Origin of the sequence: Amycolatopsis sp. NPDC004079 (genome assembly GCF_040610415.1) — a bacterium.
Taxonomy (GTDB): domain Bacteria; phylum Actinomycetota; class Actinomycetes; order Mycobacteriales; family Pseudonocardiaceae; genus Amycolatopsis; species Amycolatopsis halotolerans.
Window position 1 is genome coordinate 136945 of sequence record NZ_JBEXMH010000016.1, and the last position, 20732, is coordinate 157676.

A 20732-nucleotide genomic window follows, 5' to 3' on the forward strand; every position below is an offset into this window, starting at 1 on the left:
CTACGGGTGCGGGTCGGTGGTGGTGTGCGGGAGAGCGGCGAGCCGGAGAACCCGGTGGGCGAGGCTGTTCTCGGGTGCGTAGAGCAGGAACGGCGGGGAGTCGGCGGCTGCCGCGCGGTGCAGCACGCTGACGGCGGCACTGCCCAGGAAGGTGACCGCGGTGAGGTCGAGGACCAGTTTGTGGGTGCCGCCGAGGGTGAGCCGGTCCAGCTCCGCGGCGAACTCCTCCACCGTGACGGCGTCCAGCGGCCCGTGGACGGCGACGCGGTTGCCGGGCGCGTGGGGCTGGACGAGGACCAGCGGGGCGGCGGCGGCCTCCGCGGAACGGGCGGTTTCGTCGGCTTCCTCGGCGGCGAGCAGCCGCACCGGCTGGGAGAGCCGGTGCCGGATGGTCGCGGTGGTGCCGCCGTCCCCGTGTTCGAGGTCGAGACGGTCGACGAACCTGTGCGCGAGTGCCAGCCCCAGGCCGTGGTCTTGGCGGAACCCGTCGTCGCCGGGACGGGTGCGTTCGATCCAGCGTCCGTCGTCGGCGACGGTGATCCGGGCGGTGCCGTCGGCCTCGAGCCGGGCGGCGACGGTGACCGTGCCGTCGACGGAGTCGGGATGGCTGTGTTCGGCGGCGTTGGTGACGAGTTCGGCGACGGCGTGGGCGAGGGCGTCCACGTCGTGGCTGCCGGCTCCGAGGCTGTCCAGCCAGCCGTGCAGGGCCTCGCGGACCGGCTGCAGCGCGCCCAGGTCGGCGGCGAGCCGCAAGCGCAGCGGAGCCGCCGGGACCCGGCGGGCCGCGGCGAGCAGGACAGCATCGTCGGCGTGCCCGGTCTGACCGGCCAGTTGTTCCACGACCCGCGCGCAAACCTGGTCGATCGCCCGCCCGCCGCCGGCCGCCCGGATCAGCTCGGCCGACGCCGCATCCGGATCCCGCCCGAGCCGGCGGAGGATGCCGTCGCTGTAGAGCAGGACACTTTCGCCGAATTCGAGCCGATCCTCGGCGAGGACGCAGCCGGTGCCGGTCCCGAGCGGGCCAGCGCCCGCGACCGGCAGATAACGAGCTTCGCCGGCTCCCGCGACCAGCGGCGGCGGATGCCCGGCCGAGCCCGACCGCATCGTGCCGTCCACCGGATCGAGAACGACAACACACACCGTGGCGGCATGGGCGCCCGCGACCCGCCGCGCCGTCCGGTCCGCTGCCTTGATCGCGGTGGCGATGTCGCCGGTCTCTTCCAGCCGGTCCAGCAGCACCGCACGCAACCGCCCCATCGCCGCCACTGCGGCCGCGCCGTGTCCGACGACGTCGCCGACGACGAACGCGACCCTGCCGTCCCCGATCGGCACGGCGTCGAACCAGTCGCTGCCGGCGTCGACCGTGGAGTCGGCCAGAAGATAGCGGCCGGCGATCCGGACCCCGGGCAGCACCGGCAGCGCGGAAGGCAGCAACTGCCGCTGCAATTCGGTGATCACCAGCGCGCCTGCTCGAGGCGCGCACACCGCGCGGCTGTCCGACGGGCCCGGTTGGTCCCCACCTGCCTCATGGTAGAGCCCGATCGCATACCGACGCAGATTGCCGGACGCGGTGGAGGAACGTCGGCGGGGGACGGCGCGCCGCACCAGCGCGTCCAGGCGAGCCGGCTGGCCTGGTGAGTCTCCGTCCATGGTGAGGAAGCTCAGCTTCGCAAGCCGTCGTGGACCTGTTCCATGCTGTTCCTGCGTCCCGTGCAACTGGTCGGAGTGATCGACTGACCGGGACCATCAGGAGTGTTCGCGAAGACGAACGTCCATAGTGGAGTGACGGGCCGTTTCTGGGGCATACGGGAATAGACATCTGGGTCGCGGTGTGCCGTGGCCGTCGCGGTTCGCCTTGGCGGTTGGCGGTCCTGGGGCGCGGACTGGGGAAATAAGCAGCCGTACGTTTTGTGCGTCGGTCTGGTGCTTGATGAGCGGCGTTCGGACCGAGTCGTGTGTTTCGTGTGGTCGGCGCGTGCGACGAATGCGGCTTGGCCGGAGCCGCACGGTGAGGGAAGTGGCATACGGAACTACGTAGCGTGGCCTCCAGTGCGCCACGGGTGCTTGTCTGGCTCGGCCGATGGATGAAGCAGTCCCGACCTGACCGCGGCCCACGGGGGAGCAATGCAGGCGAGCGGCCCTGGGGTAGCGGCGGGGTATCTGCACCGCTCCGAACCGACCGCCGAACGTTTCCTCCAGGATCCGGACGAGCCGCGCGGCAGGAGTCACCGGACTGAAGCGAGCGAGGCCGCACTATCGCCCTCCGCCATGCCGAGGTTGGTCCACTGCGTCGCGTCGTGCCCGGGCCGCTCCGGCGAGTATCCTGTCGTCCACGATCGCCCACCTTGCGGCTCTTCCCGCTGACCGCACGGGAAAGCTCCAGATCCCAGCAATTCGGCTCACCGTCGACCGGTTCCAGCCGTTTTGCCCGTCCCCGAATGCGCCAATACCGGAAGTCGACGCTGTCCCGGGTGAGCGCAGCGTGCGGGGAATCGTTGTACACCAGCACGGCGAGCTGAGCGTCATCGCGAAAAGCGTCGACCATGTGCATCAATCGTGGTCGCGGTGGCATGCGGTGAAGGTCGGGATTGTGTCACCGGTTGTTGCTGAGCGGCCGTATTCGTGGCGGCCGACGGGCTGGGTCAGGCGATCTGGCGTCCATTGGGCCGGTTGAGTTCCCAGTCGTCAGGGTCGTGGTTGACCCAGACCGTCGTGTCCGGCCTGCTGGCGAGCAGTTTCAGCTTGCGCAGGCCGGTTTCCTTGTCGGGGTTGGAGACGTCCAGCGGCATGCCGGTGGTCTGGTCGATGTTGCTGCGCAGATGGGCGGCGTCGCTGCTCAGGACGATCTGCTTGCCGTCGGGCAACCGCACTTGCAGTGCGAGCGTGCCGGGGGTGTGGCCGGGCAGGGACAGGATCGTCACGCTGCCGTCGCCGAAGACGTCGTGGTCATAGCCGCGGGGGACTTCGAGCCAGTCGATCCGGCTCGCCGCGTCTAGGTCGTGTTCTCGGAACATGGCGGCGTCGAGTGCGCGTGGCGTGCGGGCGTAGCGCAGTTCGTCCGCTCCGAGGAAGCCTTGCGCGCCGGGGAACAGGTCGAGGCCGCCGGTGTGGTCGAAGTGCAGGTGGGAGATGACGATCTGCCGGACGTCCTTCGTGGTGAAGCCGATCGATTCCAGTTGGGTGTCCAGCCGGTGGTCTTCGGGGAATCGGATGTCGAAGGCTTCGGCGAGGGGGCCGTAGGCGCGGGCGGGGTCGCCGGCGGCGGTGCTGTCTAGTCCGGAGTCGAACATGAGCAGGCCGAGGTCGTGCTCGATCAGGAAGGTCGGGATCGGCACGGCGAGCGGGGTGCCGCCGGTGCCGAGCTGGAACAGGCCGCAGTCGGTGGCGATGGTGGGGGCGTCGAGCGCCCAGAGGTGTTTGACAGTGCCGGACACGGGGGTCTCCTTCGGGCTGTTCAGGCGAGGACGACGGCGCGGGCGCCTTGTTCCGCGGCGCAGTAGTCGACGGCTTTGGCGATGTCGGTGAAGGCGAAGGTTTCGGTGACCAGCTGGTCGAGGTGCAGGGCACCGCTGCGGTACAGCTCGACCAGGCGCGGGATGTCGCGTTTGACGTGCGCTGAGCCGTACAGGCAGCCCTTCACCGTCTTGCCCGCCATGACGACGTTGCCGAAGACCTCGTCGATGCCGACGCCTGGTCCGGCGCCGACGAGAACGGTCGTGCCGCCGCGGCGGGACATGGCGATCGCCTGCTGCACGGTTTCGGGTCGCCCGGCCACCTCGATCACGACGTCCGCGCCGCGACGTCCGGTGAGGGCTTGGACCTGCTTGACGACGTCGGGGCCTGCGGTCAGGGTGTGGGTGGCGCCGAGTTCGGAGGCCAGCGCCAGGCGGTCCGCGTGCACGTCGATCGCGATGATGGTGGTGGCTCCGGCGATTCGGGCGCCCTGCACAGCATTGAGCCCGACGCCGCCACAGCCGACGACGGCGACGGTGTCGCCCACACGTACTTCGCCAGTGTGGACGGCGGCGCCGAATCCGGTGAGGACACCGCAGCCGAGCAGGGCGGCGGAGGCGATCGGGATGTCGTCGGGGATCTTGATCGCGGCTCCGGCGGGCACGACGGTCCGTTGCGAGAAGCTGCCCAACCCGCAGAACTGGCGGACGGGGGCGCCGTTCAGGCTCATCCGGGCGCTTCCGTCGACCATGGTGTGCGCGCCGAGCATGGTCCGGGGACGGCCGCACAGGTGCTGTTCGGCTCGCTGGCAATAGAAACAGCTGCCGCAGCTGGCCAGCCAGGACAGCACTACGTGGTCACCGGCTTTCAGGTCCTCGACGCCGGCACCGACCTCGACGACCACGCCCGCCCCTTCGTGGCCGAGGACCAGCGGTACCGGCGCGGGGAGCTTTCCGGTGAAGACGCCCACGTCGGATTGGCACACGCCGGTGGCGCGTACTTCGACGACGACCTCTCCGGGGCCCGGGTCGGCCAGCGTGATTTCGGTGATCCGGAGGGCGGAGCCCGCCTTCTCGAGCAGCGCGGCTTCAGTCATTTCGCTTGCCTCCATAAGTTGTGCGGAGAACGCTCTTGAGGACCTTCCCGCTGGCGTTGCGCGGCAGGTCGTCCACGAAGTGGAAGTGTTTGGGGACCTTGTATTTGGCCAGTCGTTCCGCCAGCCACCGGCGTACGTGCTCGGCGTCGACCGGGCGGCCTTCGGCGGGCACGATGATCGCGGCCCCGGTCTCGACGTACCGGGGGTCGGGGACGCCGATCACCGCGGCGTCGGCGACATCGTGGTGTCCGGTCAGGACCATCTCGACTTCGGCCGGATACACGTTTTCGCCGCCGCTGCGGTACATGTCCTTGGCCCGCCCGGCGATCGTCAGGAAGCCGTCTTCGTCGATGCTGCCCAGATCGCCGGTGTGGCACCACCCGTCGACGAAGGTCGCTTCGGTGGCATCCGGAAGGTTCCAGTACCCGATGCTCACCCCGCCGCTGCGGACGCAGATCTCGCCGACTTCTCCGCGGCCGGTGGGAGTTCCGTCCGGCCTGATCACCTTCACCTCGGTCATGGCCTGCGGGCGGCCGATGCTGCTTTCGCGGCCGCGCGCTACCGCGAATTCCAGGCTGGTGCTGACGGCACCGCCTTCGGTGAGGCTGTAGGACTGCACCAGTTCGACGCCGGGGAGCCGACGTTCCATTTCGTCGTAGATCCACGGCATGACGACGTCGCCGCCGGTGACGATCCGGCGGAGGGCGGCGGGAACGAGAGTTTCGATCGCGTCCATGTGCAGCAGATCGGCGAGCATGAAGGGATACAGGAGCATGGACGTGGTGCCGTTGTGTCGGGCGACTTCAAGGAACCGTTCGCAGGTGAAGTTGCCGGATGGGAAGGTGACCGCCGTGCCGTGTGCGAGCAGCGCGGGCAGCAGCAGCACTTCGAAGCCGCCCGCGTGGAAGAGCGGTCCGCTGGTCTGTGCGACGGTGCGCTCGTCGATGCGCCACCGTTGCGCCTGGACGGAGCCGATCCACAACGCGTTGCCGTGGGAGAACAACACGCCTTTCGGCCGCCCTGTAGTACCGGACGAGTACATCAGCGAGACGGGGTCGTCGGCGTTCAGCTCGGGGAAACCGGAGGCTTCGGACTCCTGGGCGGCGAACACCGGCAGGGGAGTGGCCCAGTCCGGGCCGGCGCCGATCGAGGGGCGCGAAACATAAGTGGCGACCGCGATGCCGTCGCGGATGCTCTCGAGCACCGGCGTGAACTCGGCGTCGAACAGCAGCAGGCTCGCGCTCGAATCGCTCAAGGCGAACTCGAGTTCCGGGCCGGTCAGCCGCCAGTTGAGGCGAACGGCGATGCCGCCCACCCGGCCGATCGCGAGGTACAGCGCGATGTAGTCGGCACAGTTGCGCAGCAGGAGCGCGACCCGGTCGCCTTTCCGCACGCCCGCTCGCTGCAAGGCACGGGCATAGCGCAGTTCCCTCGCCCGCAGTTCCGTCCAGGACACCGCGGGTTCGCCGCCCAGGACGACGGCCGGGCGGCCGGGGTCGATCGGCGGCAGTTGGCCCGCGATCGAATCGGTGACGTAGTTGAGGCTCATCCCCATCGATGACTCCCGTGTCTCGCGTCGGACGGCTAAACGATCGCTCCGGATGCCCGCAAAGCGGTCACCTCTTCCGCGGTGAGGCCCCAGTCGAGCAATGCGGTGCCGGTGTCGGCCCCCGCCGGAACCGCCGGGCCTTGGACGGCGCCCGGGGTTCGGCTGAACCGCGGCGCAGGGGCGGGCTGCAGCACGCCGTCGACCGGAACGAAGCTCTTCCTGGCCGCCGCGTGTTCGTGACGCAGCGCCTCGTCCAGGTCGAGGACCGGTGTCGTGCACGCTTCCCGCCCTTCGAACCGGGATTCCCACTCGGTTCGCGAACGAGTGCGGAAGACCGCGGCGATCGTCGCGTGCAGCGACGGCCACTCGGCGCGGTTCCATTGGCGCGCGGCGAGTTCCGGTGCCAGCTCGAGGACAGCGAGCAGCTCGGCGAAGAACTTGGCCTCGATCGCGGCGACAGCCATCCAGCCGCGGTCGGCGGTCTCGTAGACGGTGTAGAACGGCGCCCCGCCGTCGAGAGTGTTGCTGCCTCGCTCGGGCGCGAGCATCCCGGCTTGGTGCTGGCCGTAGAAGACGCCGCCCAGCAGGGCGATTCCGTCCAGCATCGACGCGTCGACGACCTGGCCGGGTCCGCCGTCGCGGGCTTCCCACAGGGCGGCCACCAGGCCCATGGCGAGCATCAGCCCGCCGCCGGCGTAGTCGCCGAGCAGGTTGAGCGGGATCGCCGGCGGTCCGCCCGCGGGTCCCATCGTCGCGAGCAGGCCGGACGTCGCGAGGTAGTTGAGGTCGTGTCCGGCAGTCTGGCTCAGGGGGCCCTCCTGGCCCCAGCCCGTGGCCCGCCCGTAGACCAGGCTGGGGTTGCGTGCGAAGCAGTCCTGCGGCCCCACTCCGAGCCGTTCGGCGACTCCCGGGCGATTGCCCTCGATGAGGACGTCAGCCTGTTCTGCCAGCCGCAGCACCACATCGACGCCTTCGGGGTGCTTCAGGTCGACCGCGATCGAGCGCCGCCCGCGGTCGTTGACGAAGGCCGGTTGCCGCCCGTTGGCCGCACCGAGATCGGTGCGCATCGTGCCCACGGCGGCCGGCCGGTCCACCCGCAGCACTTCGGCGCCGAGATCGCTGAGCAACATGCCGCACCACGGCCCCGGCCCGATCCCGGCGAGTTCAACGACCTTCAGCCCCGCCAACGGCCCCGCCTTCATGCGGCACCGACGAGGATCTGCTTGAGCTCGGTGAAACCGAGAATCCCTTCGGGGCCAGACTCGCGACCCCAGCCCGACGCGCCGACCCCGCCGAAGGGAGCGCTCATCGCCGGACCGAAGGAATTGACCGCCACCGCCCCGGCGCGAATCCGGCCCGCGATTTCGATCCCTGCCTCGATGTCAGCGGTGTACACCGCACCCGACAGCCCGAACTCGGTGGCGTTGGCCAGCCGGACGGCGTCGTCGAGGTCGCGGTACACCTGCACCGCGGTCACCGGCCCGAACACCTCGCGCCGCACCAGTTCGGTGTTCTCGGCGACGTCGGTGAAGATCGTGGGCTGGTGGAACCACCCGGTCTCCAGTCCGGCGGGCCGTCCGCCGCCGGTGACGAGCCGGGCGCCGTCCTGCCTCGCCCGGGCGACGAAACCTTCGGTGCGGCGCAGAGCCGCCTCGTTGATCAGCGGGCCGATGTGCGTCGCCCGATCGAGCGGATCACCGATGACGAGGCGTTCCCAGGCGGATTTCAGCCGCTCGACGACCTCGTCGTGCCGACGTTCGGAGACCAGGATCCGGGACAGCAACGCGCACACCTGGCCCGCCCCGTTGGTAGCGCCGGGCACGAGCGCCCGCAGCACCTTGTCCAGCGGCGCGTCGTCCAGCGGCGCGTCGTCCAGGATCACCGCAGGTGACTTCCCGCCCAGTTCCAGTTGAGTGCGCGCGTACCGGCCGTTCGTGACCGCGAGGACGTCCTGCGCCGCCGCATGTCCGCCGGTCAGTGAAACCAGATCCACCCGGGGGTCCCGGGTCAGTGCCTGCCCGACGGAGACCGGTCCCGACACGAAGTTCACCACTCCGGCGGGAAAACCGGCCTGCTGGGCGCATTCCGCCACTAACGCCATCGTCAACAGGGATTCCGGTGCTGCCTTGACGATCACGGGGCACCCGGCGAGCAACGCCGGAACGACCTTGGACGCCACCGTCACCACCGGACCGTTGTAGGGCAGCATTGCCGCCACGACACCGGCTGACTCCCGCCGCAGGAGGACATCGCCGAGTTCCGAGGACCGGCGTCGTTCCCTCAGCATCTCCTCGGCGCCGTCGAGCGCGGATCGCCACGAGGCGAGAGTCCCGAACCGGTGCAGCGCCTTGCCATGCCGCACCGGCATTCCCGCCTCGACAGCCCAGGCCACGTCCAGATCGGCCGCACGTCGATCGACGTTGTCCAGCCAGCGGGCGCACGTCGCGACCCGGTCGGCCAGGGGAGTGGCGGCCCACGCTCCACGGGCGGAGAAGGCGGCATCGACCGCCGCGGTCGCGTCCTCCTCGGAAGCCTGTCGTGCCGTGCCGACCGTACTCGCGTCCGACGGAGACACGATGGTGTGCCCGTCTCCGGTCGCCGGCCTCCATTCGCCACCGACGAAGACGTCGTCGGTGTGCGGTACCCGTACGCCTGCCGCTTCCACGATTCTCCTGACCGCTAGATTCCCTACGGATGAATAGATAATATATTGTGCGTTTAGATCGGGCAAGCGAGGAGGCCGGGTGAAGGACGCGAGCGGCACCGAGGCCCGCGCGACGCGCAAACGCGCCGAGCGGGTCCGGCTCATCGAGCACACCGCCGCCCGGCTTTTCGCCGAGCGCGGCTACGAGGCGACGAACTTCGAGGACATCGGCGCGGCCTTGGATCTGCGCGGCCCCAGCCTCTATCACTACTTCTCGTCGAAGGAAGAGCTGTTCCTCCGGTGCATGGAGCACGCGGCCGCGGAGGTGTTCCCCCGGCTCGTCGCGATCGCGGAGTCGGAACACCCGCCACGGGAAAGGCTGAGGCTGATGTTCCGGGAGGAAGCCGTGCTCGTTCTTCGCGAGTACCCGGAGTTCATTCCGCTCTTCCTCAAGGTGCGGGTCCCGGTTGCGGCGCTGGAATCCCGTCGCGACGAACTCCGGCGCGAGCAGACCATGATCTTCCGGGCCGTGGCGGACGAGCTGGCCGAGGACCTGCACCTGACCTTGAATCTGGCGCTGGGCGGACTGGCGCTCATCGGCGAATGGTTCGACCCGGAAGACCGGCTCGGCGTGGACGAGTTCGCCGAGTCGGTTTCCCGTACTCTCGTCGGGCTGTTCGGGGGCGGTGGGTGAGCCGCGTCAGGCAGCCTGCCCCAAGTGCTTGCGGTAGAACGGGATCAGTGCGTCGAGTGCGATCTTGACCGGCTCGGGCTGGTCGTAAAGGTCGTAGTGCGAGTAGCCCTCGGCCACGACGAGCTCACGGTCCCGCGATGCCGCGATGCGGCCGTACAGCTCCGTCCCGTCGCGGTAGGAACCGAACGCGCCCGGCTGGTCTCCGACGACGATCAGCGTCGGCTGCGTCAGCATCGTCTCGGCGCGAAGGAACGCGTCCCAGTTCAGTGCCTGGTTCAGCGAGCCGAAGTTCATCCGGGCGACGCCGTTGGGCTTCCCGCCCCGTCCGGTCTTGTAGTAGTCCGTGGCTTCGACGACGTCCCGGTCCGCAGCGCCTGCTTCGCGAGCCGCTTCGGGGGAGGCCGGCAGCAGTTCATTGACCTGGACGTCGCCGCCGCGGGCCTCCTCGGTGCGCTGTTCGCCGACCTGTTCGAGCAGCTTGACCGGGTCGAACTCGCTGAAGCCCTCCTGCATGAGACGGCCGTAGTTCACCGGCACGACCGCGCCGAGCGCCTTGATCCGGCGTTCGAGCATCGTGGCGTTCGTGGCATACCCGCCACCGCCGCAGATGCCGAGGACACCGATCCGGTCCGCGTCGACGTAGTCGAGCGTCACGAGGTGGTCGACCACGTGGGAGAAGTCGGCCACGCGCTGGGTCGGGTCTTCGGTCCACCGCGGCCCGCCGCCGCTGTCGCCTTGGAAGCTCGCGTCGAAGGCGATGACGACGAAGCCTTCCTGCGCCAGCGCCGGGCCGTAGACGTTCCCGGCGGTCTGTTCCTTGCAGCTGCCGATCGGGTGGGCGCTGATGACGGCAGGGTAGGTTTTGCTCGCGTCGAAGTCCGGCGGCAGCAACAGGTTCGCCGCGATGTCCCAGTACGGGGCTTTGACGATGACTTGGCGGGTCTCGATCTCGCTCATGAGCCTCTTCTCCTCGGCAGTGGCTTCCTTGAGTCCGAGCCTGCCCGGGTTCGCCTCGTCGAGACAGATGCTCCTGTGCGGGGGTACTGGCGACCCCTGGCTGGGAGCGCCTCAGCCGGATCGGGAGCTACAGGATCAGATCGCCGCCGTTGATGTCCACCGTGGCCCCGGTGATGTAGTCCGACTTCGGGGACAGCAGGAACAGCACCAGTTCGGCGATGTCGGAGGTCGTGCCGATGCGCCGCAGCGGAGTGGCCGCACGGGCTGCTTCCCGTTTCCGCTCGTCGACGGAACCGCTCAGCATCGGGGTTTCCACCAGCCCGGGCGCGATCGCGTTGACGTGCACGTTGTCCGGAGCCGCTTCCAGCGCGACTTGGCGGGTGAGGCCGAGCAACGCGGCTTTGGACGCGGAATAGTGCGCGCCGGCGAAGTTGGCGAGGGTCCGCCCGGCCCGCGAGGAGACGTTGACGATCTTGCCGGATCGCCGCGCCTTCATTCCGGGCAGCGTCTCGCGCATCCAGTGGAACGCGCCGTTGACGTTCACCCCCATCAGCCGCGCCCAGTCGTCGTCGGAGATGGTCTCGACCGGCCGGGTGACGCTCACCAATCCCGCGCCGTTGACGAGCAGATCGATCTGCCCGGCGTCCGCGAGGACGGAGGCGGCCGCGGCGCGCACGGAGCGGGGGTCGGCGACGTCGCACTGGACCGGGACGATGCCCGGTGCGGATTCCGAAGCCGGTTTGAGGTCGACCGCGAAGACGGATGCTCCCGCCTGGGCGAGCCGGGACGAGATTTCCGCGCCCATTCCCCGGCCCGCTCCGGTGATCACGGCGACTTTGCCGGTGAATTCTTCTGTCATGAGTCCGTCAGTCTTCCGGTGTCAGGGGCAGCAGCAAGGCCGCCATCACGTCGTCGACCTTTTCCAGCGCCAGAACATCCTGGATCATCCGGTCAGCCGTCGAATCCTCGAGCGGCAGCACCGAGAACGGCAGGCACATCCGGAACTTGTCGATGAAGTCCTGTTCGCTGAAGGGGTTCTTCGGATGCCCCTTCACATAGACGTGTTCGGTGGCGATCACCCGCCCGTCGCGCAGGGTCGTGGTCAGCCGGGCGCCCCAGTCGGAAACGGACGGATCCTCGACGGCGGAGATCCGGGTCATCAGCTCCCGCACCTCCGGACGTCGCCGCGCTTCGTCCGAATAGGACTGTACGAACACGCGTCGGTCGAAGGCGGCAGTGGCCACGGCGTAGGGAAGGCTGAACTGGCATTCCGGGACGGTCTGCGGATCCCACTTCTTTTCGGTCGGCTCGCACACTGCCCGCCAGCCCGAGGTCGAGACTGCGATGTGGACGCTCGCGATGTCGGCGGCGGCGAACTCGTGCGTGCGCATCTGCTCGATGATGCCGTCGATCGAAGAGTGCGAGAAATAGCAGGCGCTGTAGCCCTTGGTGGTGATCTGAGTCGCCGTCCAGTCCTTTCCGAGACCGCGGGTCAGCCCGTCCGGATCGGTTTCCCAGCGCGCCGTGCGCAGAAAACCGTTGGGTCCGGTCAGCACTTCCTGCCGGGGCCCGGTGATGCCGCGGCGAGCGAGCAGGCACGCGGTGATCGCGGATTGGCACACGAGCCCGTGGTGCACGCGCACCATCAGCGTCGCCGGTGCGTAGATGCCCATGGTGTGCGGCTGCGTCATCGTGCGGGCGATGCCCTGGGCGTTCTCCAGCTCCTCCGGGGAGAATCCGAGCAGACTGCCGACCGCGGCGACAGCTCCGAAGATGTAGTGCCCGCCGCAGTCGTTGTCCTTCACCGCTTTGCTGATCACCCGGTACGCCGATCCGATGCGGATCAACGTTTCCTGGCCGATCACCAGTGCGGTCAGGAACTCCGCTCCGGTCACGTCCGGTCGCAGCCCGGTGGCGGCGAGCAGGCTCGCGACGATGTACTCGCTGACGTGCCCGGCTTCCTCGTGCAGATCGCCGCAGTCCATCGCCCTCGGCATCGGGCCGATGGCCAGCGCGGCTTCGGCGGCGGGCACGCGTCCGCCGTAGAACGGCAGGGGCGTTTCCGGTTTGCCGCCCTTGTCCCGCACCAGGTCCGCGATGGCCGGGATGCCGTCCATTCCGGACCCGCCGATCAGGACCGCCATGCAGTCGAGCAGGGCGTGTTTCGCGTGCCGGACGACGTCTTCGGGAAGGTCGGCGTAGGTCGTCTGCGCTGCGAACCGGCACAGCGCGCGCATGGGGTCCTCGGTCATTTCAGCGTCTGCCCCGCGTCGATCTTCAGTTCGAGCCCGGTCACGTAGCGCGCTTCGTCGGAAGCGAGGAAGGCCACCGCGTTGGCGACGTCCTCGGGTTCGACCCACGGCACGTCCATCACCGGGATGGTCGCGAACCGGTCCTTGACCCGGTCGGCGGTGCGTTCCGCTTCCGGGAGGTCCGGTGCGAACAGCGCGTACGTTTCGTCGTTGTGGATCAGTTTCGTGTTGACCGATGTCGGTGCCACGCAGTTGACCCGGATCCCGAACGGGGCCAGCTCCAGTGCTTGCGTCTTCATCAGGCCGACCACGCCGTGTTTGGCCGCGACGTACGGCGAAAGGTTCTGCATTCCCTTGATCGCCATGGTCGAGCTGGTGAAGATCATCGACCCTCCGCAGCCCTGGTCCTTGAGGATCGGGATCGCCGCCTTCGCGGTGTGCCACACGCCTTTGAGGACCACGTCCTGAGTGGTCTGCCATTCGAGGTCGGAGATCTCTTCGCTCAGCCCGTACGACCAGATCCCGGCGTTCGCGACCACCACGTCGAGGCGTCCGAGCTGTCGCACCCCGTCGTCGAGCGCGGCCTTCAGCGCGGCGTAGTCGCGCACGTCGACCTGCGCGGTGACCACCGAGCGTCTCAGACTTTTCACCCCGCGCGCGGTTTCTTCGAGGTCCGCGGGCGTCGCTGGCGGTGCCACGTTGGTCTCCACCGGTGCGGCGATGTCGACGGCGATGATGTCCGCGCCGTCCCGCGCCAACCGCAGCGTTTCGGCGCGGCCTTGCCCGCGCGCCGCTCCGGTGACGAACGCGACCTTGCCTGCGAGTTTTCCTGGCATGCGCTCAGCTCCGTTCTCGACTCCGTTGTCCGGCCCCGAGATTCGTCCGGTTCGGCCGATGCGGGAAGGGCGTTTCTCGGCTGCCGAGAAACAGCCGGTGCGACGAGTCTCAGCCGAGTTCGATGGCTCGCCGGATCTGCCGCAGGAGCAAAGCGATCCGCGGGTCGGGCGAGTGGAGCCGGTACGCGCGGGAGATGCCGCGGGCAGTGGTGTGCAGCGCGGGCAGCAGTTCGGCGGCCGCGTCGGCGGCGAACGGGACGGTGACGGACAGGGCGGCGAGCGCGGTGCGGTCGTCGGCGAGGATCGGGACGGCGATGCCGGTGGAGTCAAGGGAGATCCAGCGGCGCGCGACGACGTGCCCGACCCGGCGGGCCTCGTGCACGATCCGGGCCACCTCGGCGCGGTCGACGACGCTGTGCTCGGTGAAGCGGACGATCTTGGCGGAAGAGAGGATCTCGTCGCGCACGCCCGGCGGGGCGAACGCGACGAGCACGATGCCGGGCGACGAGGACAGCGCGGGCAGCCGGACGCCGGGCTGGGTGACATTGGTGGCGCCGGCCTGGCGTGCGGACAGGGTGTCGACGTTGAGCACGTCGTTGTGGTCCAGTACCGAAAGCAGCGTCGGTGCCTGGACGACGGCGCGCAGATCCTCCAGGTAGGGGAGAGCGCTCTCGCGCAGGGTCGGCAGCCCGGCCGAGCGGGCCGCGATCTCCCACAGCCGCACTCCGATCCGGATCCGGCGGTCGGCGTCGCGGTCGAGGATTCCCAGCCGGGTCAGTTCCGCCACGATGCGGTGCGCGGAAGGCACCGGAATCCCGGTGCACCGGGCGATCTCGGACGCGGTGCGCGCGCTGCCCGTGTCTTTGACGGCCTCGAGCACGCGCACGACCCGCTCGATCATCGACTCGCCGCGCGGAGACATCCGCCCCGCCTCCTTCCGCGCGCGGGGGCCGGGCGCGCTGGTCCGACGGCGGCCGGGGTCATTCGTCGGCCCAGGTCACCACTTCCTCCAGCGGCGCGCGAGCGGTGCGGTAGCTGTTCGTCGGGTGGTCCTCGTCGGGGTAGCCGAACGAGATGCCGAGCAGGATCTTCCGGTCGTCCGGGATGTCGAAGTGCTGCCGGATCAGCGTGGCGTGCCCGGCGAGCGCGGCCTGCGGGATCGCGCCCAGCCCGAGGCTTTGTGCCGCCAGCAGGAAGGTTCCGACGTACAGCCCGCTGTCGACGGCGCCGTAGAGGTCGTGCACGGCGTCGGTGGTGACGATGGCGACGTGCGGGGCGCCGAAGAAGCGGAAGTTCTCGAACGCTTGCCGGGCGGATGCTTCCCGGTCGCCGCGTTCGATGCCGACGGCTTCGTACAGTTGCCAGCCGCTGGCGCGGCGCCGGTCGCGGTACACGCCGCGGTATTCGGCGGGCGGGGCGAAGTCGAACTCGGCCGGGTTCTCCCGCGCCCACTCGGTCATCGCTTTCCGGAACCGTTCGGTCGCCGCGCCGCTGGTGACGATCACCTGCCAGGGCTGGGTGTTGCACCACGACGCCGTCCGCTGCGCGAGCGACAGCAGCCGCTCGACGACCGGCCGGGGCACCTGCCGGTCCTGGTAGGCGCGACAGCTCCACCGTGTGACCAGCAGATTCTCGAGTGCCTCGTCAGGGGTCATGCTCGCCAGTCTAGCAATAATATAAAAAATATTTCCAGCTCGGCTCTGGTGGACCCGGGCTCATCGGCTGGACGGCGTGGTTGAGGCGTACGCCGCTTTCGACCGGCAGACCGATGGCAAGGAGATCATCGAGTTCTGGCGCAGGGAAGCGAAAAGGTGCCAGCGAGCCTGAGACCCGCTGGCACCTTTTCGCCGATTCAGGCCCGCAGCAGCTTGGCGAACTCGGCGGCCGGCTGGTCGAGGTCGCCGTCCTTGATCGCGTGCAGCAGTGCGGCTCGCTGGTCCTCGCTCAGCGCCGCGGACAGCACGTCGTGGAACTTCGCGTCCAGATCCGTCTGCGACATCGGGTTTTCCGCTGTCCCGGCGGGGTTGTCCACGAACACGTGCTCGCCCGTGCCGTCCTGATAGGTCACCGTCAGGTCCGCGACCCAGCGCCCGGGGTACTGCTCGTCGAGGTCCGGCCGCACCTCGATTTTCACCTTCCGGGCCAGCGCGGCGACGTCGCTGTCTTCGCCGAGATCCAGTTTCCCGGCCAGGTACGCCTGATGCGTCGAGAACCCGTTGCCGCGCCCCAGCGCCGACAGCGCGAACTGGAACGGCAGGCTGTACTGGAGGTGTTCGATGATCTTCGGCGCGTACGCGTTGCGGTTCTGGTTGCCGATCACCACGTCCCCACCGGTCTGGATGCCCAGCAGCGCCGACTCGATCCGGTCCGCGTCTCCGGTCAGCTGCCGCGCGCCGTCGATGTAGGCGTGGTTGATCCCGCAGCAGCAGTAGGGCTTGAGCCAGACGCGGGAGATCTCGAAGGTCTCGTCGAGCCCGAAGGCGGCCGCAGCCTCGTCGCCGACCTCCCGTCGGGCGAAGGTGCGGAAGAAGCCCTTCGACCCGGTCAGGAAGGTGGTCGGGCCGGTGATCCCGGCTCCGGCGAGTTCGGCCGCGCGGATGCCCCCGCGGGTCCCGATGCCCGAGTGCACGCGTTTGATCGAACCGCCGCCGGAGGTGTACTCGGTGGTGCCGGAAGCGTGGCTGAGCGCGATCGAGAGCGCGTGTCCGGTGGTCTCCAGGTCGAATCCGCGCAGTTTGGCGACCACCGCGGCGGCGCCGAAGGTCGACAGCAGACCGTGCGGGTGGAACCCGCGCACGAGGAGGTCGGGGTTCGCCAGCTTGCCGATCCGCGTGTAGACCTCGTATCCCGCGACGATGGCGGTGAGCACGTCGCGCAGGTCGGAGCCGAGTTCTTCGCCGACGGCCAGCGCCGCGGAGATCACGCAGCTGCCCGGATGCGCGGAACTGGACCGGTGCGCGTCGTCGTACTCGAAGCCGTGGCCGAAGGTGGCGTTGAGGAACGCCGCGTCGGCCGCGCTCATCGCGTCGCCGGTCGCGACGACGTGCGCGTTTCCGGGGACGTGTGCCGCCCTGGTCGCTTCGAGCACGGCTTGGCTCCACGGCAGCGCCGCGCTGCCCACCTGGAGGGCGAGCTGGTCCTGCAGCAGCCGACGGGTCCCGGCGACGGCTTCGGCCGGGATCGCGTCGAAGGTCAGGTCGGTGACGAGCCGCGCCGCGGCTTCTTCGACGGGATAGAAGGTACCCACAGTGGTTGCCTTTCCGATCAGGAGAGGGGGAGGCCGTAGGACTTGAGCTCGACGTAGGCGTCGAAGCCCTCGGGGCCCGCTTCGCGGCCGATGCCGCTGTTCTTGAATCCGCCGATCGGCGCGGTGAAGCCGACCGGGTTGCCGTTGACCTCGACGGTGCCGGTGCGGATCCGCCGGGCGACCGCCAGCGCGTGCTCCGGGTCGGCGGAGAACACCGAACCGTTGAGGCCGTAGTCCGAGTTGTTGGCGATGGCGACCGCCTCGTCCTCGGTGTCGAAGGTGTGCACGGTCAGGACCGGGCCGAAGATCTCCTCCTGGGCGATCTTCGCGCCCGGATCGACGTCGGCGAACACGGTGGGGGAGACGTACCAGCCGCGCTCCAGCCCGTCCGGCCGTCCGCCGCCGATCAGCAGCGACGCGCCGGATGCCCTGCCGTCGGCGAGATAGCCCTCGACCCGGGTGCGCTGCGCCGCGCTGGCGAGCGGGCCGATCTCGGTCGCCGGGTCGAACGGATCGCCGACCGGCATCGACCCGATCAGCTCCACCAGCCGGTCGTGGAGTTCGTCCCGGCGTGAGCGGGCGACGACGATGCGGGTCTTGTTGCTGCAGACCTGGCCGGTGTTGCGCAGCGACACGGCGCGGACGGCGGCGATCGCGGCGTCCAGGTCGGCGTCGTCGAGCAGTACCGCCGCGGACTTGCCGCCCAGTTCGAGCGTGCAGCGGCGCAGGTCCTGGCCGCACAACGCGCCGATCCGCCGCCCGGCCGCGGTGGAACCGGTGAACGACACCTTGTCGACGCCGCGATGCCGGACCAGGTATTCGCTGACCTCCCGCCCCGCCGGGACGATGTTGACCACCCCGTCGGGCAGCCCGATTTCTTCCAGCATGTGGCCGAGGAGGTACGCGTCGAGCGGGGTTTCCGGCGAGGGCTTGAGCACCATGGTGCAGCCGGCCAGCAGCGCGGGGGCGAGCTTGATCATGGTGATCAGCAACGGCGCGTTCCACGGCACGATCGCGGCGACCACCCCGACGGGCTCCCGGGTGACGAGTGCGTGCCCGGTCGCGGACCGGCGGGTGTCCTGCCACGGGTAGTCCGGCGCGAGATCGAGGAACGCGTCGAGCAGCAGTCGCGGGCCGATCGCCTGCATCTTCGTCGACAGCGTGATCGGGCAGCCCATCTCGGCGCTGATCAGCTGCGCGATGTCGGTCTCGTGCTCGGCCAGAGCGGCGCTGAGCTTGCGCAGCACGGCGATCCGCTCTTCGAGCGGCAGGCGGGGCCACGGGCCGCGGTCGAACGCGTGGCGCGCGGCGGCGACTGCCGCGTCCATGTCCGATTCGACGCCCTCGGCCACCCGGGCGAGGCCTTCCTCCGTGGAAGGGGAAACCACGTCGAAGCGCCGGCCGGACGCCGGGGCCGTCCACCGCCCGCCGAGGAAAAGCTTGTCGTAGTGGCCTTGCCACAGCTGGGGCTGTGCGGGCATCGGGGCACGCTCCTTGATCGTCCGAGGGAGACCGGAGTCAGCATACAGAATATAAAATATCTAAACTAGAGGCGGCGGCGAACGGGAGCACCTTGACTCACGACGGGCCAGATAATATAAAATATTATCGCAGTGCACCCTCAGTGAAGGCGGGCGACATGCAGCACAAGCCACTCGACGGCATCCGGATCCTGGAGATCGGGGGCTACATCTCGCTCCCGTTCGGGACCTCGATGCTGTGCGGCCTCGGCGCCGAGGTGGTGAAGGTGGAGAAGCCGGTCGTCGGCGAGGACTTCCGGCGCCGGATGAACAACGAGAGCCCGTACTTCCGCCAGTACAACGCGGGCAAGCGCAGCCTTTCGGTCGACCTCAAGACCGCCGAGGGGATCGACCTGATCAAGGCGCTGGTGCCGCGCTTCGACGTGGTGCTCGAGAATCTCCGCCCCGGCAAGCTCGCCGCCATGGGGCTCGGTCCCGACGAGTGCCGGGAACTGCGCCCGGACGTCGTCTACGGCTCGGTCACCGGGTTCGGCTCCACCGGGCCGCTGGCCGACCGGCCCGCCTACGACACGATCGGGCACGCGTTCGGCGGGCTGTACTCGCTCTTCAGCGACGACGGGCGGCCGCAGCTCGCCGGTGGGCTGAGCGCGGACCTGGTCACCGGGCTGACGACGGCGGCGGGCGTTCTCGCCGCGCTGGTCGGCAAGCTGAAGACCGGGCAGCCGCAGCGGATGGAGACCTCGATCATGGAGGCGGTCAGCGTGCTCACCGCCGATGGCATCACGCAGGCCTTCGAACTCGGCCGCGATCCCAGCCGCACCAGCAGGCACCCGCAGGCGCAGAACTTCTGCGTGCCGACCTCCACCGGCGAGTACCTCGCGGTGCACCTGTCGTCGTCGCAGAAGTTCTGGCAGGCGCTGTGCCGCGCGCTGGAGCGCACCGATCTGCTCGAGGACCCGCGCTTCGCCGAGTACCGCCCGCGCGAGGCGAACTACTTCGAGCTGGTGCCGATCGTCGAGGCGGAGTTCGCGCGGAAACCCAAGGAATATTGGGAGCGCGTGCTCACCGAACACGACGTGCCGTTCGCGCCGGTGCTGTCCATGACCGGCTACCTCGACCACCCGCAGGTGCGGCACCTGGACATCGCCGACCATCAGCCGGACGGTCTCGCGCTGCTCCGTCCGCCGTGGACGTTCGACGGCGTGCGCCCGGACCGGTCTTCGGTCGCGGCGACGGTGGGCGCCGACTCCCGTGCGGTCGCGAGCGAGGTGCTGGCGGCCGAAGACGTCGAAAAGCTGTTCGCGACCGGCGTCCTGTACGAATCCTGAACGATTACTGGAGAACTTCGATGAAGCCGTACCGTTCCATGCTCTTCGTCCCCGGCCACAAGGCTTCCTGGGCCGACAAGGGGCTCGCGTCCGGTGCCGACGCGCTGATCCTCGACCTCGAAGACTCCGTCCCGGTCGCGGAAAAGGAGAGCGCGCGCCCCGTCGTCGCGGAGACGATCGACCGGCTGCACGCGCAGGGCGTGCGTCCCGACGTGTGGGTGCGGCCCAACGCGTCGGTCAGCGGCATCCAGGGCGCGGACCTCGAAGCGGTCATCCGGCCCGGACTGGCCGGGCTGTTCCTGCCGAAGGTGTTCGACGCCGAGGAACTGATCCGCATCGACGCGGTCGTGTCGCACATCGAGGCGCGCGAGGGACTCGAAGCGGGCAGCGTCGGGCTGATCGTGAGCTTCGAGACCGCCGTGTCGATGGCGCACTGCGAGGAGATCGCCGCCGCGACGCCTCGGGTGTCCAGCCTGCTCGGCGCGACCGGCCCGAGCGCCGACGTCGGCCGCGAGCTGGGCTTCGAGTTCACCCCGGCCGGTCTGGAGACGCTGTACCTGCGCAGCAGGCTCGTGCTCGCCGCCCGCGCGGCCGGACTGCACCACCCGGTGGCCGGAGTGTGGCAGGACATCCGCGATCTCGACGGGGCGCGCCAGTTCTGCGCGGACAACAAGCAGCTGGGCTACCGCGGCATGGTGTGCATCCACCCGTCGCACGTGGCGATCGCCAACGAGGTGTTCACGCCGGCACCGGAGGCGGTCGACCACTCCCGACGGCTGATCGAGGCGTTCCGCGCGGCGGAGGCGGCGGGCAGTGCGGCGGTGGACTTCGAGGGCCAGCACGTCGATATCGCGCACGTGAAGACAGCGGAGGGGATCGTCGCGCAGGCGGACGCGATCGCGGCGAACGCTTGATCTTTTCCCGGCTGCTTCCGGGGGCGGTCCGCCTCGGCCGTTTCGAGGATTGCCGCGCGGGCGGAGCCTAGCGCGGCGAATGCCCGGAAAGTACCAATGCCAGGAACTTAAGGCGGTGCTGTGGGTGCCTTCGAGTCGCGTCCGCCCAGGTCGGAGGTGTCGCCTGGCCTGGGATGCGGAGTGTGCGGTCCGTGAGGGGAACCCTGAAGGAATAAAGATAAATGGCCGGTAACCACAACGCCCCCACAAAACCGGCGAGGCGGGGGGGAAGCACTTATAAG

The 20732-nt window shown here is 69.3% G+C and carries 17 protein-coding genes; 3 read left to right on the forward strand and 14 right to left on the reverse strand.

What is annotated here, in order from left to right:
* From ABZX37_RS19135 to ABZX37_RS19160, 6 genes are all read right to left on the reverse strand, one after another.
* The gene (locus tag ABZX37_RS19135; protein WP_354741150.1) at nt 1–1458 is read right to left on the reverse strand and encodes a SpoIIE family protein phosphatase; all 1458 of its coding nucleotides are present in this window, start codon (nt 1456–1458) and stop codon (nt 1–3) included.
* Nucleotides 1459–2642: 1184 nt separating this feature from the next.
* The gene (locus ABZX37_RS19140; protein ID WP_354741152.1) at nt 2643–3434 is read right to left on the reverse strand and encodes an N-acyl homoserine lactonase family protein; all 792 of its coding nucleotides are present in this window, start codon (nt 3432–3434) and stop codon (nt 2643–2645) included.
* 20 nt (nt 3435–3454) lie between these two features.
* Nucleotides 3455–4549 (reverse strand): zinc-binding dehydrogenase, encoded by a 1095-nt coding sequence (locus ABZX37_RS19145; protein ID WP_354741154.1) that lies wholly within the window; start codon nt 4547–4549, stop codon nt 3455–3457.
* Complete coding sequence (locus ABZX37_RS19150; protein ID WP_354741156.1) at nt 4542–6104, reverse strand: AMP-binding protein; 1563 nt, start codon at nt 6102–6104, stop codon at nt 4542–4544. The genes ABZX37_RS19145 and ABZX37_RS19150 overlap by 8 nt, the downstream gene beginning before the upstream one ends.
* A 29-nt stretch (nt 6105–6133) precedes the next feature.
* On the reverse strand, nt 6134–7285 hold the full coding sequence (locus tag ABZX37_RS19155) for a CaiB/BaiF CoA-transferase family protein (RefSeq protein WP_354741158.1): 1152 nt from the start codon (nt 7283–7285) through the stop codon (nt 6134–6136).
* An 11-nt stretch (nt 7286–7296) separates the two neighbouring features.
* Nucleotides 7297–8763 (reverse strand): aldehyde dehydrogenase family protein, encoded by a 1467-nt coding sequence (locus ABZX37_RS19160; RefSeq protein WP_354741160.1) that lies wholly within the window; start codon nt 8761–8763, stop codon nt 7297–7299.
* Nucleotides 8764–8842: 79 nt separating this feature from the next.
* Between ABZX37_RS19160 and ABZX37_RS19165 the strand changes: the two genes are divergently transcribed.
* Entirely contained in the window at nt 8843–9436 is a 594-nt protein-coding gene (locus tag ABZX37_RS19165) for a helix-turn-helix domain-containing protein (protein ID WP_354741162.1), read from the forward strand.
* A 6-nt stretch (nt 9437–9442) separates the two neighbouring features.
* On the opposite strand, the gene ABZX37_RS19170 is transcribed toward ABZX37_RS19165, so the two are convergent.
* From ABZX37_RS19170 to ABZX37_RS19205, 8 genes are all read right to left on the reverse strand, one after another.
* The gene (locus ABZX37_RS19170; protein ID WP_354741164.1) at nt 9443–10393 is read right to left on the reverse strand and encodes an alpha/beta hydrolase; all 951 of its coding nucleotides are present in this window, start codon (nt 10391–10393) and stop codon (nt 9443–9445) included.
* Between the two features lie 127 nt (nt 10394–10520).
* On the reverse strand, nt 10521–11252 hold the full coding sequence (locus ABZX37_RS19175) for an SDR family NAD(P)-dependent oxidoreductase (RefSeq protein WP_354741166.1): 732 nt from the start codon (nt 11250–11252) through the stop codon (nt 10521–10523).
* 7 nt (nt 11253–11259) lie between these two features.
* Nucleotides 11260–12645, reverse strand: a complete 1386-nt coding sequence (locus ABZX37_RS19180; protein WP_354741168.1) for an MmgE/PrpD family protein — start codon at nt 12643–12645, stop codon at nt 11260–11262.
* Nucleotides 12642–13481 carry a mycofactocin-coupled SDR family oxidoreductase gene (locus tag ABZX37_RS19185; RefSeq protein ID WP_354741170.1) on the reverse strand — a complete coding sequence of 280 codons (840 nt, stop codon included), beginning with the start codon at nt 13479–13481 and terminating at the stop codon, nt 12642–12644. The genes ABZX37_RS19180 and ABZX37_RS19185 overlap by 4 nt, the downstream gene beginning before the upstream one ends.
* A 109-nt stretch (nt 13482–13590) precedes the next feature.
* Nucleotides 13591–14403 carry an IclR family transcriptional regulator gene (locus ABZX37_RS19190; RefSeq protein ID WP_354741172.1) on the reverse strand — a complete coding sequence of 271 codons (813 nt, stop codon included), beginning with the start codon at nt 14401–14403 and terminating at the stop codon, nt 13591–13593.
* A 58-nt stretch (nt 14404–14461) separates the two neighbouring features.
* Nucleotides 14462–15136 carry a nitroreductase gene (locus ABZX37_RS19195; RefSeq protein ID WP_354741174.1) on the reverse strand — a complete coding sequence of 225 codons (675 nt, stop codon included), beginning with the start codon at nt 15134–15136 and terminating at the stop codon, nt 14462–14464.
* A 197-nt stretch (nt 15137–15333) separates the two neighbouring features.
* Nucleotides 15334–16728, reverse strand: a complete 1395-nt coding sequence (locus ABZX37_RS19200) for an MmgE/PrpD family protein (protein ID WP_354741176.1) — start codon at nt 16726–16728, stop codon at nt 15334–15336.
* Nucleotides 16729–16745: 17 nt separating this feature from the next.
* A complete protein-coding gene (locus ABZX37_RS19205) occupies nt 16746–18209 on the reverse strand; it encodes an aldehyde dehydrogenase (RefSeq protein ID WP_354741178.1) in 1464 nt (487 codons plus the stop codon).
* A gap of 158 nt (nt 18210–18367) precedes the next feature.
* On the opposite strand from ABZX37_RS19205, the gene ABZX37_RS19210 reads away from it, so the two are divergent.
* Nucleotides 18368–19537 carry a CaiB/BaiF CoA-transferase family protein gene (locus tag ABZX37_RS19210; RefSeq protein WP_354741180.1) on the forward strand — a complete coding sequence of 390 codons (1170 nt, stop codon included), beginning with the start codon at nt 18368–18370 and terminating at the stop codon, nt 19535–19537.
* 20 nt (nt 19538–19557) lie between these two features.
* Nucleotides 19558–20451, forward strand: coding sequence for a CoA ester lyase (locus ABZX37_RS19215; RefSeq protein WP_354741182.1), 894 nt, complete (start codon nt 19558–19560; stop codon nt 20449–20451).
* Nucleotides 20452–20732: the final 281 nt, after the last annotated feature.